We start from the raw sequence: 15,144 nt of genomic DNA, 5'->3' as shown, positions 1-15,144 counted from the left end.
TAGGGCGAGTAATTAGGGGGCTTTCTGTTTTACTGAAACGGATATGCTTTCATTAAGTAACTGTTATTTATTATAATATTGGTCGTTTTTAATGTAGCAAAACGCTATCCTTAACACAAGCAATGGCTATTTATGGCGCATTTTTTATTTTGTTAGTGATGCGCTTGCTGCTTAATTAGAATTTGGGTCACTTGCCAGTGTTTGGCATAAATGCTTTAATGGCGAAAATTGCGTCAAATACGTGAGCATCTTTGTATAGATGGCACTATTTGGTGTAGCTGTGCTGTTTATATGGCTCAATCGTCTGATTTTTAACCCATATCCTCTCCCTTTTATCTAACACGGTAACGATTCCTATTATGCCTATTGACTACCTTACAAATCCGCCACTTGCTGATGATGAAATGATGGCAGCCATTGATATCGGTTCCAATAGTTTTCATCTGGCCATTGCGCGTCTTGACCATGGTGAGGTGCGAAAAGTAGTTTCTATGTCTGAAAAAGTACAGCTCGCCGCAGGCTTGGATGAGAATAATATCTTAAGTGCGGCAGCTGAACAGCGAGGTCTCGACTGTTTGAGCCGATTTGTGGCACGTTTGGATTCGGTGCCACCCGAACGCATTCGCGTGGTTGCGACCAACGCTTTACGCCAAGCCAAAAACGCCAATGACTTTATTGCCCGTGCCAATAAAATTTTACCCAAGCCCATTGAGATTATCGCGGGACGAGAAGAGGCGCGCTTGATTTATTTGGGTGTGTCACACACCAATGCCAGTAGTGACAAGCGTTTGGTCATCGATATCGGTGGCGGTTCGACAGAGTTTATCATTGGTCAAGAGTTCGATCCGCTGTTGACCGAGAGTTTGCAGATGGGCTGTGTGGCCTTTACCCAAAAGTACTTTGCGGATGGTCAAATCACGAAAGAAGCCTTTAATAATGCGATATCAGCCGCTCGCAAAGAAGTGTTAGCAATTCAGGGTCGCTATCAAAAATTGGGTTGGAGTAGTGTGGTTGGTTCGAGTGGGACGATTAAAGCAGTACGTAATGTGCTGGTATCTAAGGGCTGGGCTGATGAGCAAGAGCGCATCACTTATAAAGGCGTCAAAAAGTTAGAGAAACTGTTGCTTAAGATTGGCAACGTCGACGACATCGATTTAGAAGGCGTTAAGGAACACCGCAAAGCAGTCTTCCCAGCAGGGGTTGCGGTATTGCGTGCGGTGATGAAAGTGCTGGGTGTAGACACCATTACTTACTCAGATGGTGCACTACGTGAGGGTGTGATGTACGACATGCTTGGCCGCTTTGCTAGCGAAGATGTTCGTGACCGCAGTGTCCTGGCGCTGATTAAGCGTTATTCAGGTGATAAAAAACAAGCCAAACAAGTGGTGAAAACCAGTCGTCATTTATTTGAGCAAGTGAAGGAGAAGCTCGCCCTTACCAATGATGATTGTGATTTACTCAGGCGTGCTGCTTTCTTGCATGAGATAGGGTTGGCAATCAGTCATAGTAGTTATCATAAGCACAGCGCGTATTTGCTTGAGTATTCTGATATTCCAGGGTTTTCGCAAGTCGATCAAAAACGCATGGCACAGCTGATGCTCAATCATCGTCGTAAGCTCAAGGCCGATATGTTAGAGCAGGCCTGTACTATCGGTGGTAATCAGCTCGTTTATCTCTGTCTGCTGCTACGTTTGGCTGTACTGGCGCATCACAGCCGCAGCGATTATGAGTTACCAGAATTACAGTTACAAGCCATGGATGATAATTGCTGGCAAATCACCGTTGCCGATAGCAGTGAGCACTATGCTTTCTTATTGCCGGATCTGCATACTGAGATTGAGCAGTTTGCTAAATGGGGCGTGACGCTGAGCGTGGTTGAGGCCTAGACAGCGCTGCTTTGCACTGAGCGATCAACACGATGCCGTTACTATTGTAATGAGTATGCTACAGATTAACGTAACAAAAGCGGCTTTGTCAGTAATGTTATGCCATTTAAGATGTGCTACTATAGCTTCTATTGAGTTTACAACTGTACTTTCATTATCTGAAAATTGATAACGATATTATTCTTAAACATAAATACATTAAGTATAATTATTAAAGGGAAGCGTCTATGAGCACTGTCTGGGATAGTGTGCAGCTTGCACGGCACGCCAAGCGTCCATTATTTATGGACTATGTTAATCAGCTGTTTACCGAATTCGATGAGTTGCACGGTGACCGTGCTTATGCCGATGACAAAGCCATTCTTGGTGGTCTGGCGCGTTTTGATGGTCAGCCTGTGATGGTGATTGGTCAACATCGCGGTCGCAGCACCCGTGAGCGTATTGCTCATAACTTTGGCATGGCCAATCCTGAAGGCTACCGCAAAGTAATTCGTTTGGTCAAAATGGCTGAGCGTTTTAACATCCCTGTGATGACCTTTGTTGATACCCAAGGCGCTTATCCGGGTATTGGTGCTGAAGAGCGCGGACAAGCGCAAGCCATTGCCGAAAGTATCGCCGTTTTCTCTAGCCTAAAAGTGCCTATTATCGTGACCATTATCGGTGAAGGCGGCTCAGGTGGTGCGTTGGCAATTGGTGTTGGTGATAAAGTCAATATGCTACAAAATAGTATTTATTCGGTTATCTCTCCGGAAGGTTGTGCCTCCATTCTGTGGAAAACAGCTGAGAAAGCACAGGACGCCAGTGAAGCCTTGAAATTAAACGCGATTAATTTATATCAAATGGGCTTAATTGATGCTGTCATTGAAGAAGGTGAAGGTGCTCATATTCAGCCGCAACCAGTCATGATGGCCTTGAAAGCACTTATTGCCGAGCAATTAGATGAGATTAAAGATTTAGACGCACACGCGCGTTGTGAGCTGCGTTATGAGAAGCTGAAAACTTTTAACTCAGAAGTGATGTTGCCTGCTTAATTGGTTGCTACGACACCTCTGTTACTAAGCCTCTATTAATGAATACAAAGCTTTTCTTATTAGAGACTTAGTCTTAATGCTAAAATAAAACGTGTCATTTTATGGCGCGTTTTTTTGTGGCTGTTAATATACGTCGTAACTGATGCTGTAACTGATGTATAGGCTCATTCATTTATACGTCAATTCATGTATGCATGCTAAATAAATAAGGCTGATTATGACCAGCAGTGCAATTCTCTCGCATCCTATTAAGCCAATCGCAGACTTGCCTGTCGATGCCGATCTGGCAAAAGCCTTATTGAGCAGCATGGCTGAATTTGGTGAACAGCTGCACGGTCGACGGCTTTGGCTGGCTTGTAGTGGTGGTCGTGATTCATTAGCATTGGCTGCGCTGTGTGTCCAGCTCTATCGCCAAGGTAAGTTGCCATTTTTACCGCAGTTGCTGCATGTTAATCATGGTTTGCAAGTAGATAGTGGTACTTGGGCGACACATGTCGCTCATTGGGCAAAAGCGCAGCAGATACCGTGTCGGATTTTGCGTGCGCAAGTGAATGGTCATGATGAGCAAGCCGCAAGGCAAGCTCGTTATGACGTCATGCGAGCGCAACTCAATCAAGATGATGTATTGCTCTTAGCGCATCATGCCGATGACCAAGCAGAGACGGTGCTGATGCGTCTGATTCAAGGCGCTGGGGTGAATGGTCTGTCGGGTATGCAGCCGTGGCGTATCCAAACGCAGGGCGCACAGCGTATGGCACTATGGCGACCTTGGCTGACGGTCAAACGCGCCAATATCAGCAATTATGCTCAGTGCCTAAAGCTGCCTTATATCGATGACCCGACCAATGATGCTGGTGATAATGTACGTAGTGGGCTACGCCTCGACATCATGCCAGTATTGGCGACCTATAATTCCAATGTCATTGATAATATTGCCCGTAGCGCGCAGCTATTGAGTGACGCCCAATTAATAATCAATGCGCAAGCGGTAGAGGATTTGCAGCAGACCGAGGTAGTATCATCACAGTTACCACCTGCACATCGCGTGCTAAATATAGACAAGCTAAAAGCATTACCCATTTATCGTCAGCGTCAACTATTGCATCATTGGTTGGGTCAAGATGAACCATTACCGCCTGCTAAGCAGCTGGTCGATGATGTATTCATGCTAAGCCAACGTGATGATCCTGATCATCAAACGGCGCTTTTTTGGCAAGGTCGCAAGCAGTCCTATACGATTTGCCGCTACCGTCAGCAGCTTTACCGTTTAAGCAGTGAGTGGCTCAAGTGGTTAGCATTGCCGCTTGTCAAACAGCTGCAGCCCTTATCTAATCTTGTTGTGGCTGATATTAATACAATGTCTGCCCAGCCTGTGTCAGTTACCTTACGCAGGGATAATAAATTCACTTGGCAGGTGCAGATGATGCCAGATATCTTGGCAGAACTATTAGACAGCTATCAAGGTGATGATGACAGTCTTGAGATTACCTTTGCGCCATTAGGTCGTCAGCAGCGTGTGCAAACTGCCTTGGCATCACGTCCACAAGCGGGTAAGAAACTATATCAAACGCTTGGCGTGCCTGTATGGTTACGCGAGAGTTTGGTGGTGGTCAGCGCCGTGTCCGTGCAGCAGGATAAAGAGTGGCCATTATTGCTGGTATCACCTTTTGAGAGCTGGGTGTTAGGGGTGAGTAAATCGCTGACAGACACACCAGACAATATTGGCAGTTTCGACAGTGTTATTAGTAACAGTCTAAGCATAAATAACGCTTTTTAATGTTTGTGACTTAAACCTTTTAGGAGGTCAAGCTATCTAGGGCTAGGGCTAGGGCTAGGGCATCAGGGCATTAAGCTTTCTGACCATTTTAATATCTATTATTTGCATATTTTTGTAGCATTCTTCACTCTTTTCGCCATTACCTACAAAGCCAAATTTTTGATAGAAATCAATAGCAGCTACATTAGCTTCTAATACCCATAAAGAAAAATGGGCATTGATATGAGATTCTAAGAGGGCTTGTAATGATGCTGTCATTAATTGAGTACCTATACCCAATCCTTGATAGTCGGGCAAAACATACAATGTGGTAATTTCATAATCTTTATGATTAGTGAAGTACCCAATAAACCCCAAATTATTATGATGAGCATCATATGCTATCCAGACAATAACATCAGGATGCGCCATCAACCCCTGCCACATTTTTTTCTTTTTACATAAGGTGTTTTTATCATTGATATAGGACGCTGGTAGCAAACCTAAATAGGCGGCATGCCAACTTTTGAAGTGAATGGTAGCAATATTTGCATAATCCTCAGGGTTGGCTTTACGAATGAAAAACATATTAGTCCCCATCACTGATTTTATATAATTCCCTTGTTAATCTAACCGTTTGGTTGTGCAATAGTCCATGGCAATTCTGTGGTTCAACGGAGCGTATGACAGGGTTAGATGCCGTCAATTTATCAAACGATGCCAGTAGCAGTATGGTAAACTGAGTGTCATTTTACCTATCATTATGTTAGTTTGAGTACCTTTGGATTTTTGAATAGGAGACATGTATGTCAGTATTAGATAATAAGAAAATCAGCTTTATCGGTGGCGGAAATATGGCGCAGGCTTTGATTAGCGGGCTTGTTAGCTGCGGTGTCAAACCGAGTTTAATTACCGTTGCTGATCCTAGCAGTGAAGCGCGCGCGCAATTGGCTGCTAAAGGACTGAATACGGTTGATCCAACTGCTGATGCAAAAGCTGCCATTATCGATGCTGACATTGTGGTGCTGGCGGTCAAGCCGCAAGTGATGAAAGCGGTAGTCAGTAGCTTTGCGGATGTCTTAGACAAGCAGTTGGTAATTTCAGTGGCAGCAGGTTTGTCGACTGAGCTTTTATCTGACATGTTGGGTGGCTATGACAATATCGTCCGTGCGATGCCAAATACCCCTGCAATGATTCAAATGGGCGCAACGGGTCTGTACGGTACTGATAATATTTCTGCTGAACAAAAGCAGTTAGCAACGGCGGTGATGGAAGCATCAGGATTGGTCATGTGGGTCGATAATGAAGAACACATGCATGCGGTAACCGCCGTATCAGGATCAGCGCCAGCGTATATGTTTTACTTCATTGAATCCATGATTGACGGGGCAGTGGCTTTAGGTTTGGATAAAGAGCAGGCTTCAGCGCTCGCTATGCAAACCATGCTAGGCGCGGCAAAAATGGCGATGAATAGTGAGGATGCACCTGCCGAATTGCGTCGCAAGGTCACCTCGCCAAATGGGACAACCCAAGCCGCTGTTGAGTCAATGCAAGCCAATGATATCGGTGGTCAAATCGTTGAGGCTATGCAGGCCTGCTATGACCGTAGCCAAGCCTTGAGTGAAGAGATGAGTAAATAATCATCCATATCTCAGGCGCGTTATTTGCTAAAAGCGAATGACGCGCCTGAGCACCAATATTAAGCACCAATATTAAGCACCAATATTAAGCACCAATATTAAGCACCAATATTAAGCACCAATATTAAGCACCAATATTAAGCACCAATATTAAGCACCAATACCAAGCACCTAGTAATGACAGTCGTCATCCCAAAACCTGTTAATAATGTCACATTGAGTAGCACTTCATGAACAACATGTTATTTCAAATCTTTGATTTGGTCACCACCTTCGCCATGATGTTGGTGTTTATTCGCTTTATGCTGCAATTTGCAGGGATGGATGCCAGCAATCCCATGATTGCGCCTGCCTACAAAGCAACGCACATTGTCGACGTGTTTGGGCGTATTTTTCCAACCGTCGGGCAAGGGCGTATCAGTATTGCGGCTATCGTCTTGATGTTTTTGATTCGTTTGATCGATATCTCTGGAAAAGCAGCACTGACACATAAAGGTATCGCTCCTGTACCGTTATTTTTCACTGGTACTATCAGCTTGGTATTAGACTTTTTACGTATGTGTCGCTATCTCGTCATTGGTTCCATCATTGTCAGCTGGATTGTGGTATTTACCCAATCTCAGCATCCGATTATTGGTATCATTGTCAATTTAGCGGAGCCAATCTTGGCACCATTTCGTCGAATCACGCCAAACTTGGGCATGATTGATTTATCACCAATGGTCGCATTCATTGCTTTTATTTTGCTTGAGATGTTTATTGGTGGCTTTGCCGCGAGCTTCATGCCGATGTTGGGTTGAGCTGGATTAATGGTCACTTGAAAGCTGCTATCTAATATTACCAATAGCTATCTAAAAAAGGGCGCTCTACGAGATATAGAGCGCCCTTTTTTTATTGATCATTTAGCGGTTATGCTGAAAGTCTATAAAACGATTGGGTATTAATTGGGCTTGCTCATTATTAGGGTGCGGTGCATCAGCGGCACGCAGCGTCTGGGTAATCCAGCTGTCTGCGGCCCTTACTGCATCGATAAGCGCATCACCCATTGCTAAGCGTCCAGCGATAAAGCTGGCAAGCGAACAGCCAGAGCCATGAAATTCGCCTGTTAAGCGCGGCAAGGTGCTTTTATGTACCATCTCACCCTTTATATACAAATACTGCTCTATATCGCCGCTATCAAAGTCGTGTGAGGTTTTTACCAATACGGCATAAGTGCCTTGAGCGCATAATTTTTGCGCGCCAATATGTAAGTCTTGCTCACCGCTTAATGCGCGTAGCTCATGAGTATTCGGTGTGATAAGGGTCGCGTATGGTAACAGCTCTCTAAATGCGCTAACGAGCGTCTTTTCATCGCCCAAACTGCCACCACTATTGGCAACCAATACGGGATCTAATACAAATGGCGTATCAGCGGTGATAAGGCGCTCGGCAAACAATTGAGTCAGCATAGCGATATTATCAGTCGTACCCAACATACCTGACTTAATAGCTGCAACAGGCAAATCATCGAGTACTGCGGTGGCCTGATCCTTTACCAAATTTGCTGCACAAGCTTCAAAACCAAAGACTTGCTGCGAGTTCTGTATGGTAATAGCTGTACAAGCAATGGCAGCATGCGCACCTGCTTGACCGATGGCCTCTATATCCGCTTGTAATCCAGCGCCGCCTGAGGGGTCTAATCCTGAAAAACACAGTACCACTGGTCGCATAAAAATTCCTTTGACATAATCTAAAATGAGTAACAAATACTATAGACACCCACTGCTAAAAAAGCCATAGTAGGCGAGAGATGGTACATAGACAATCCATTAATTAATCAATTAACAACAACCCAGAGCGTGCTGACTAACTTAAATATCGTTTTACTAGTTTTTATTGATATTTGAGCTGCTCAAGAGGCTATGAAACCATGTAAACAAATAAATATGATAAAAACTGCATTAAATTCGTAGACAGTGCTTGCAATTCGTTTTGGCTTTGCTATAATACTCGCCCACGGGATAAGACGTATTATCAGCAATAATACTATTTTTTAGAACTTAAAAAGTCTTACATCGTTTGGTGAAGTGGGTGAGTGGCTGAAACCAGTTCCCTGCTAAGGAACCATACGTTTGCGCGTATCGAGGGTTCGAATCCCTCCTTCACCTCCATTTATTCGGTTTTTAGTAGAGTAGTAACGCGATATAAAAGCGTTAATAATCTTCTATTTTATTAAAGCAAAAAATAATTTGATTTTAATAAAAAAAGATGTTGACACAAGCGAAATTATCTATATAATAACCAACCTAATTTGCTGCAATTGTTTCTTAACAACGCAGTAAATGATGTGCAAAGTACGCGCTTGTAGCTCAGTTGGATAGAGCACTTGGCTACGAACTAAGGGGTCGGGAGTTCGAATCTCTCCAAGCGCACCATTTGCATCATCAATTCTTTAACCCAGTTAAAGAAACATTAAAATAATCGCCTGTCTTATGACAATTTGGCGATTTTTTTATGTCTGCAATTTCTGTGTTATAGTTTTATGAGCTGATGAGTCATACGACATGGTTATACCACATTGTTATATGACTTACGGCATCTTAGGATAATGTACGATAGTACAGTGAATTACGGTACAATAGAGCCACTATTCACTGCTTGCTATGAGCTTGTACCATGTCAAAAAGTTTACCTAAACGACCTACCAAATCTTATGCTAAAACTAAAGCATCAGCACGCCATGCCTCTGAAAGTGAAGAGCTAGCGATTGCTAAACCTGGCACCCGTATGGCAGCCATTCTCTATGATGGCATGTTGATTTTAGCGTTGTTGTTTTTGGTCGGTACCTTGCTAACCGTGATTGGTACATTGCTGACCATGAATACCGGTACAGACTCTTCTCAAGCGCAATCGCTGCCAACGTGGTATCAAAACGTTGTTATGACGCCGTCTTTTATACTGACGTTAGTCGGATTCTATGGGATATTTTGGCGTCGCGGTGGGCAGACATTAGGTATGCAGACTTGGCGGTTAAAGACGATCAATAGTAATGGTCATTTGCTAACATGGGGACAGTCATTTAAGCGGATTTTAGCGGCCAGTATCATGCCACTTATATTTGGTATCATTGGTAGTGTCATCGATGGCTCGCGTGCTGTTCTGTTGACCAGTGCCTTTTTGGGCTTTGTCTTTAACTATGCTTTTTGCCTCTTTAACCCACGTGGTCTCGCAGTGCAAGATATGCTATCGAATACCATTACCTTAAAAATGCCAAAAACAGAGAATGAAGGACTATGGCGGGTGATTAGAAATCGCAAGCAAGGAAAATAGACCACATTATCATCGCCATAGTCTGTTCATAGATTTTTAGGTCTGTTAATACACTCTAAGCGTTACAGGTTGACGGTTTGTATCAGCCATAAAGTATAGCCGACAAAGAATAAGACCAAAGTCGATCCAGAAGTGCGACCGAATGGACGCTTACTCATAAAGGCAAACCCGCACAATACCAAGAGTAATAAGGTGACCAATCCCATCGCCACTATATCGCGTGATAAGATAATTGGACTGACTGTGATTGGCGCTATAAGCGCTGCGAGACCAACGACGCCTAAGGTGTTAAATATATTAGAGCCAATAATATTACCCAGTGCCATGTCGTGTTCGCCTTTACGGGCGGCTGATAGGCTCGATACCAGCTCAGGTAACGAGGTCCCCACAGCAACAATCGTCAATCCAATCACCAGTTCGCTCACGCCCCACAGCGTTGCCAATTCTACTGCACCCCAAACTATAGCTCGCGAGCTAATGACCAGTAAAAGCATGCCGATAACTAAGCTGATTAGTCCCCGTGTTAGGGTTTGTTCGATATGTTCAGCATCGACGCTTTCAGCTATGGGTTCCCCTTCGTGCTCATGGTTGCCTTCACGTAAGCTTAGTACAATCTGAATGCCTAAAGTCACCACCAGCAGCGCTATCAACACAATCGCATCTGCTTGGTCTAATTGCCCATCACGCAGCTGCCATGCGGCGACCATAGTAATCAATACTAATAGAGGTAAATCACGCTTGATGATGCCCTTACGAATGATAATAGGGCTAATCAATACGGTTGCACCCAATACCAGCGCAATATTGATGATGTTTGAGCCATAAGCGTTGCCTAATGCCAAATCAGGGCTGCCTTCTAGTGCCGCCAATACTGACACGACCATCTCAGGGGCGGATGTACCGACACCCAAAATCAACACACCTATTAAGAAACTGGGGACGTTGAATTTTTTTGCCAAGGCAGTGGCGCCATCAACAAAAAGGTCTGCACTCCAAACAAGAATAGCTAGTCCGATCAATACTGCAATAACTGCCAACCACATCAGTCTGTTTCCTTATTAGTGTTAATACCAAACCTAAAAATACGCTTAGCCGTGTCAAATTCATTTAGCCTAAAAACATAGCACTGACATTTATTTTTCTGACGACTTCATCTTTTAAGAGTGGTATAAAATGTGAATTTGCCATATAAAAATGGCATAAAAAAAGCTGAATCAGAATGGAGATTCAGCTCTCATATTAGCATAGCGGTTTTGGTTGGATAATAAGAATAACTTCAACAGCTTAGTCGATTATTTATCCTTGCTTTATCCAAAAATCTTCGGTGTTCTGGTGCTTTAAGCCACTTGTACCGGAATGATGTTTGCTGTGTCTTTTACGGTGTTATCTTCGTTGCAATACACCAGTTTTGGCTGGTAGGTTGCCGCTTCTACTTCATCAAAATGAGCATAGGCACAGATGATAACGATGTCGCCTAAATCTGCCATGTGAGCCGCCGCACCATTTAGCGAGATGATACCAGAACCCGCTTCAGCGCGGATAGCGTAGGTGCGAAAGCGCTTGCCATTGGTCACATTGTAGATATCGATAGACTCATTTTCGCGCAGACCAGCAAGATCTAATAAATCACCATCGATACCGCATGAGCCTTCGTAATGAAGTTCGGCATGGGTGACGCGCGCACGGTGTAATTTGCATTTAAGCATATTAAGTAGCATAGGTTGCTTCCTTAGCGTAACTGAGATTAATGATTCAAATCAAAAGGTTAATGGGGGATAACTTGCTAAAATAAAAGGCTATTATGGTTAAAGCATGATTTTATTCTGGCAGTTTGAAGCCATTAATTTGTGAACGTGCTTTTTCAATATCGCCATTTAGTAATAATGGTAGCGCTTCAAACGCTGCTGTCAGAGCGCTATCAATGGCAATCTGTTCATCGGGCGCAGCTTTTGAGAGGACGTGTCCACTAACTTTAGACTTGTGACCAGGATGACCAATACCGATACGCAAACGATGGAAGTCGTTGCCGATATGAGGGGTAATATCACGCAGACCATTATGACCGCCATGACCGCCATCCGTCTTCAGTTTGATACTACCGGCTGGAATATCGAGCTCATCATGGGCGATCAGTAATTCATTATTTTCAATGCCATAAAACTTAACCATCGGCACCACTGACTGACCAGACTTATTCATAAAGGTGAGCGGCATCAATAGACGCACGTCATGCCCATGAATCTGCCCACGTCCAGTTACTCCATGAAATTTTTTATCATGGGAGAGGGTAATATTGAACTGTTGAGCCAAGTGATGGACAAACCAAAACCCTGCATTATGACGTGTAAACATATACTGCTGACCAGGATTACCAAGACCGACAATAAGCTTTATGGCCATAAAAATACCCTGCTTAAATTTAATAAATGAGGCATAAGATTTATGATTGTGCTATTTGTTGATAACACATCTCTTATTTTTCAAACTGTACTTACAAAAACAGCAGGAGATATTTATCACCTGCTGTTTTTTGACTAAACAAACCTTATATTACATAGTAGATGCTAAGTCGCGTGCTCTATGTAACGGCGGTTTATTATTCGCCGTCTTTGTCTTCAGTGCCTTGCTCAGTAGCAGGTACGTCAGTAGCATCAACTTCTTCAGCGTCTGCGTCAACTTCTTCAACGGTTGGTGGCTGCATGTTAACGATAGTACGGTCATGGCCGTCTTCTAGCTCAAGCTCATGAATGACAACACCTTCAGGAAGCTTGATGTCTGATAAACGGAACAAATCACCAATTTCCATACCAGATACGTCTACTTCTAAATATTCAGGTAGTAGTGAAGGTAGGCAGATGATTTCGATATCAGATACTAGCGTTGATAGAACACCAGCAGCAGCGGTACCAGGCGCATCTTCACGACCAGTGAAATGCACAGGAACGTTCATGTGGATTTTTTGACCTTTCACAATGCGCTGGAAGTCAGCATGCATTGGGAAGCCTTTAGCAGGATGGCGTTGCAAGTCTTTGATAACAGCTTGGTGCTCTACGCCGTCAACATTGATAGTCAAAATGTGTGAGAAAAATGCTTCGAATTCAAGTGACTTTACTAGCTCGTTAATCTTGATAGAGATTGATGTTGGCTCTTCGTTGCCACCATAGATAATAGCAGGAACTAGATTCTGCTTACGTAGGCGGCGGCTCGCACCTTTACCTTGTTGTTCAGCAGAACGATCAACTGCGTTTAGCTCAAAATGGTTAATGCTCATGGATATAATCCTATAAAAAGAATGAGAAAGTGTCTGGTCATAAAAAAGTGGATTTGCGACCAATCCACTAAGACGTGATGATAGCTAAAAGGTGTCATTGCTCATATTCGTTATTGCTAATAATACTCATAATGTACAATTTTAGCCATTTGCTCACAACAACGGTTTCATGATAATTACTATCATTGTGTTCGTTATTTTGGGCATGATCAGCACTTTTAAGAATGCCAACCTGATTGCATCAAACAAACGGTCAGCACAGGCGCGCATTATACGTGATTTTGTAGTAATAATAAAGACCTACGCAAAATGACTGTACAAAATCATTAAGCAAAAAAAGCGTCAAGTAAAGATACTTGACGCTTTTTTTAAGCTTGAGCAGTATTTTATAACGAGCATCGCCAAAAGAAAGTAGGGCAAGGCTCTCAGTAAAAATCTAAGCGTCAAACATGGCGCTGATAGATTCTTCATTATTGATACGGCGTAAGCTTTCAGCAAGCATCGGTGCGATACTTACTTGGCGGATTTTGCTACAGGCTTTTGCCGCGTCAGACAATGGAATCGTATCGGTCACGACCACTTCGTCTAGCGCAGATTCGCTGATATTTTGCAGTGCGTTGCCTGATAGGACAGGGTGCGTAATATAGGCTAAAACGCGACGTGCACCGTTTGCTTTCAATGCTTCAGCAGCTTTACACAGAGTCCCTGCCGTATCAACCATATCATCGACGATGACACAATCACGGTCACGAACGTCGCCGATGATGTGCATCACTTGTGACTCATTGGCACGGGCACGGCGTTTATCAATAATGGCCATGTCGGTATCGCCCAACTGCTTAGCCATGGCACGCGCACGAACCACGCCGCCAACATCAGGTGAAACAACCATGATGTTGTCATAATCTTGTTTTTGTAGGTCGTTTAGTAATACAGGCGTGCCATAGATATTATCAACAGGAATATCAAAGAAACCTTGAATCTGATCTGAATGCAAATCAACGGTCATCACGCGATCGATGCTCACGATGTTTAGCATGTCAGCGACGACTTTAGCAGAAATAGGCACACGAGCTGAACGCGGACGACGGTCTTGACGGGCATAACCGAAGTAGGGCATAACCGCTGTGATGCGACCCGCACTAGAACGACGCAGCGCATCGGCCATCATCATGATTTCCATTAAGTTATCATTGGTGGGTGCACAAGTAGGCTGCATGATAAACACGTCTTTACCGCGCACGTGTTCTTTGATTTCTACGGCGATTTCGCCATCAGAAAAACGCGTGATGTCAGCTTTACCAAGAGGTATATGGAGATGATCGGCTACGGTTTTTGCTAATTCAGGGTGGGCATTACCCGTAAAAATCGCCAAATAAGGCATGACAGAAGTCCTATTGATTGACTCAAGCAGCGACCGCTAAGCAGTGTCAAACTGCTCAAATTCAGAAAAGAGTGGTGAAAAGTTTTGATGACTACTATTACAGTAAAAAATGGCAGGGGTAGCTGGACTCGAACCAACGGATGTCAGGATCAAAACCTGATGCCTTACCAACTTGGCTATACCCCTGTAATGTCTAGGCTGTGTACGTCGATATCTAATAGCAACTTTTAATAAAAGTCATTGTTAGAATAGCGTCACGACCTGTTCGCTATATTATAAACGGATGAACCATTTAAAACATAACTTTTCCCTAGCGGTGTTCATTGCGAACTATACCGAAACTGGGATGACGTTGTCAACGTCAATAAGATAAGTGGCTATTTATAAACCGCTTATAATCATTGCATATCAAACGCTTCGTACTAAAAAATGGCAGGGGTAGCTGGACTCGAACCAACGGATGTCAGGATCAAAACCTGATGCCTTACCAACTTGGCTATACCCCTGTAATGTCTAGGCTGTGTACGTCGATATCTAATAGCAACTTTTAATAAAAGTCATTGTTAGAATAGCGTCACGACCTGTTCGCTATATTATAAACGGATGAACCATTTAAAACATAACTTTTCCCTAGCGGTGTTCATTGCGAACTATACCGAAACTGGGATGACGTTGTCAACGTCAATAAGATAAGTGGCTATTTATAAACCGCTTATAATCATTGCATATCAAACGCTTCGTACTAAAAAATGGCAGGGGTAGCTGGACTCGAACCAACGGATGTCAGGATCAAAACCTGATGCCTTACCAACTTGGCTATACCCCTATTGAGGCGACCTATTATAATTAAATTTTCAGATTTTGCAA

The 15,144-nt window shown here is 43.6% G+C and carries 13 protein-coding genes and 5 tRNA genes; 8 read left to right on the top strand and 10 right to left on the bottom strand.

The window, feature by feature from the left end; translation table 11 throughout:
• Positions 1-359 precede the first annotated feature (359 nt).
• The 3 genes from ppx (at position 360) to tilS (ending at position 4,694) form a co-directional block, all read left to right on the top strand.
• A complete protein-coding gene (gene ppx, locus JFC10_RS07105) occupies positions 360-1,886 on the top strand; it encodes an exopolyphosphatase (RefSeq protein WP_198332261.1) in 1,527 nt (508 codons plus the stop codon).
• A 227-nt stretch (positions 1,887-2,113) separates the two neighbouring features.
• Entirely contained in the window at positions 2,114-2,917 is an 804-nt protein-coding gene (locus JFC10_RS07100) for an acetyl-CoA carboxylase carboxyltransferase subunit alpha (protein ID WP_198332260.1), read from the top strand.
• Between the two features lie 217 nt (positions 2,918-3,134).
• Positions 3,135-4,694, top strand: a complete 1,560-nt coding sequence (gene tilS, locus JFC10_RS07095) for a tRNA lysidine(34) synthetase TilS (protein WP_198332259.1) — start codon at positions 3,135-3,137, stop codon at positions 4,692-4,694.
• A 54-nt stretch (positions 4,695-4,748) separates the two neighbouring features.
• Here the strand turns inward: tilS and JFC10_RS07090 are convergent, their stop codons facing one another.
• On the bottom strand, positions 4,749-5,261 hold the full coding sequence (locus JFC10_RS07090) for a GNAT family N-acetyltransferase (RefSeq protein WP_198332258.1): 513 nt from the start codon (positions 5,259-5,261) through the stop codon (positions 4,749-4,751).
• Positions 5,262-5,479: 218 nt separating this feature from the next.
• Here JFC10_RS07090 and proC point away from each other — a divergent pair, with 218 nt between their 5' ends.
• On the top strand, positions 5,480-6,313 hold the full coding sequence (proC, locus tag JFC10_RS07085) for a pyrroline-5-carboxylate reductase (RefSeq protein WP_198332257.1): 834 nt from the start codon (positions 5,480-5,482) through the stop codon (positions 6,311-6,313).
• 230 nt (positions 6,314-6,543) lie between these two features.
• Entirely contained in the window at positions 6,544-7,113 is a 570-nt protein-coding gene (locus JFC10_RS07080; RefSeq protein WP_060490268.1) for a YggT family protein, read from the top strand.
• A 102-nt stretch (positions 7,114-7,215) separates the two neighbouring features.
• Here the strand turns inward: JFC10_RS07080 and JFC10_RS07075 are convergent, their stop codons facing one another.
• Positions 7,216-8,022, bottom strand: coding sequence for a hydroxymethylpyrimidine/phosphomethylpyrimidine kinase (locus JFC10_RS07075; protein WP_109591082.1), 807 nt, complete (start codon positions 8,020-8,022; stop codon positions 7,216-7,218).
• Between the two features lie 351 nt (positions 8,023-8,373).
• Here JFC10_RS07075 and JFC10_RS07070 point away from each other — a divergent pair.
• The 3 genes from JFC10_RS07070 (at position 8,374) to JFC10_RS07060 (ending at position 9,622) form a co-directional block, all read left to right on the top strand.
• Positions 8,374-8,463 (top strand) — tRNA-Ser (locus JFC10_RS07070).
• A 187-nt stretch (positions 8,464-8,650) separates the two neighbouring features.
• Positions 8,651-8,727: transfer RNA gene (locus JFC10_RS07065), tRNA-Arg, on the top strand.
• A gap of 241 nt (positions 8,728-8,968) precedes the next feature.
• A complete protein-coding gene (locus JFC10_RS07060; protein WP_109591084.1) occupies positions 8,969-9,622 on the top strand; it encodes an RDD family protein in 654 nt (217 codons plus the stop codon).
• Between the two features lie 62 nt (positions 9,623-9,684).
• On the opposite strand, the gene JFC10_RS07055 is transcribed toward JFC10_RS07060, so the two are convergent.
• The 8 genes from JFC10_RS07055 to JFC10_RS07020 all read right to left on the bottom strand — a co-directional run bounded on the left by JFC10_RS07055 (position 9,685) and on the right by JFC10_RS07020 (position 15,103).
• The gene (locus JFC10_RS07055) at positions 9,685-10,665 is read right to left on the bottom strand and encodes a calcium/sodium antiporter (protein WP_060490271.1); all 981 of its coding nucleotides are present in this window, start codon (positions 10,663-10,665) and stop codon (positions 9,685-9,687) included.
• 294 nt (positions 10,666-10,959) lie between these two features.
• Positions 10,960-11,340: an aspartate 1-decarboxylase gene (gene panD, locus JFC10_RS07050; RefSeq protein ID WP_045443274.1), complete on the bottom strand. Its 381-nt coding sequence runs from the start codon at positions 11,338-11,340 to the stop codon at positions 10,960-10,962.
• Positions 11,341-11,440: 100 nt separating this feature from the next.
• Entirely contained in the window at positions 11,441-12,022 is a 582-nt protein-coding gene (pth, locus tag JFC10_RS07045) for an aminoacyl-tRNA hydrolase (RefSeq protein ID WP_198332256.1), read from the bottom strand.
• Positions 12,023-12,218: 196 nt separating this feature from the next.
• Positions 12,219-12,893, bottom strand: coding sequence for a 50S ribosomal protein L25/general stress protein Ctc (locus JFC10_RS07040; RefSeq protein ID WP_193011412.1), 675 nt, complete (start codon positions 12,891-12,893; stop codon positions 12,219-12,221).
• 436 nt (positions 12,894-13,329) lie between these two features.
• A complete protein-coding gene (locus tag JFC10_RS07035; RefSeq protein ID WP_193011411.1) occupies positions 13,330-14,277 on the bottom strand; it encodes a ribose-phosphate pyrophosphokinase in 948 nt (315 codons plus the stop codon).
• Between the two features lie 110 nt (positions 14,278-14,387).
• A tRNA-Gln gene (locus tag JFC10_RS07030) sits at positions 14,388-14,463 on the bottom strand.
• A gap of 244 nt (positions 14,464-14,707) precedes the next feature.
• Positions 14,708-14,783: transfer RNA gene (locus JFC10_RS07025), tRNA-Gln, on the bottom strand.
• Positions 14,784-15,027: 244 nt separating this feature from the next.
• Positions 15,028-15,103: transfer RNA gene (locus JFC10_RS07020), tRNA-Gln, on the bottom strand.
• Positions 15,104-15,144 lie beyond the last annotated feature (41 nt).

The sequence above is a fragment of the Psychrobacter aquimaris genome, assembly GCF_016107525.1.
Lineage (GTDB): Bacteria > Pseudomonadota > Gammaproteobacteria > Pseudomonadales > Moraxellaceae > Psychrobacter > Psychrobacter aquimaris.
The sequence above is the reverse complement of the archived record's forward strand: the minus strand, read 5'-3'. Positions and strand labels throughout refer to the sequence as shown.

Coding starts and splice junctions, on each gene's coding strand:
- ppx (WP_198332261.1), top strand. CDS start 360: ATGCCTATTGACTACCTTACAAATCCGCCACTTGCTGATGATGAAATG.
- JFC10_RS07100 (WP_198332260.1), top strand. CDS start 2,114: ATGAGCACTGTCTGGGATAGTGTGCAGCTTGCACGGCACGCCAAGCGT.
- tilS (WP_198332259.1), top strand. CDS start 3,135: ATGACCAGCAGTGCAATTCTCTCGCATCCTATTAAGCCAATCGCAGAC.
- JFC10_RS07090 (WP_198332258.1), bottom strand. CDS start 5,261: ATGTTTTTCATTCGTAAAGCCAACCCTGAGGATTATGCAAATATTGCT.
- proC (WP_198332257.1), top strand. CDS start 5,480: ATGTCAGTATTAGATAATAAGAAAATCAGCTTTATCGGTGGCGGAAAT.
- JFC10_RS07080 (WP_060490268.1), top strand. CDS start 6,544: ATGAACAACATGTTATTTCAAATCTTTGATTTGGTCACCACCTTCGCC.
- JFC10_RS07075 (WP_109591082.1), bottom strand. CDS start 8,022: ATGCGACCAGTGGTACTGTGTTTTTCAGGATTAGACCCCTCAGGCGGC.
- JFC10_RS07060 (WP_109591084.1), top strand. CDS start 8,969: ATGTCAAAAAGTTTACCTAAACGACCTACCAAATCTTATGCTAAAACT.
- JFC10_RS07055 (WP_060490271.1), bottom strand. CDS start 10,665: ATGTGGTTGGCAGTTATTGCAGTATTGATCGGACTAGCTATTCTTGTT.
- panD (WP_045443274.1), bottom strand. CDS start 11,340: ATGCTACTTAATATGCTTAAATGCAAATTACACCGTGCGCGCGTCACC.
- pth (WP_198332256.1), bottom strand. CDS start 12,022: ATGGCCATAAAGCTTATTGTCGGTCTTGGTAATCCTGGTCAGCAGTAT.
- JFC10_RS07040 (WP_193011412.1), bottom strand. CDS start 12,893: ATGAGCATTAACCATTTTGAGCTAAACGCAGTTGATCGTTCTGCTGAA.
- JFC10_RS07035 (WP_193011411.1), bottom strand. CDS start 14,277: ATGCCTTATTTGGCGATTTTTACGGGTAATGCCCACCCTGAATTAGCA.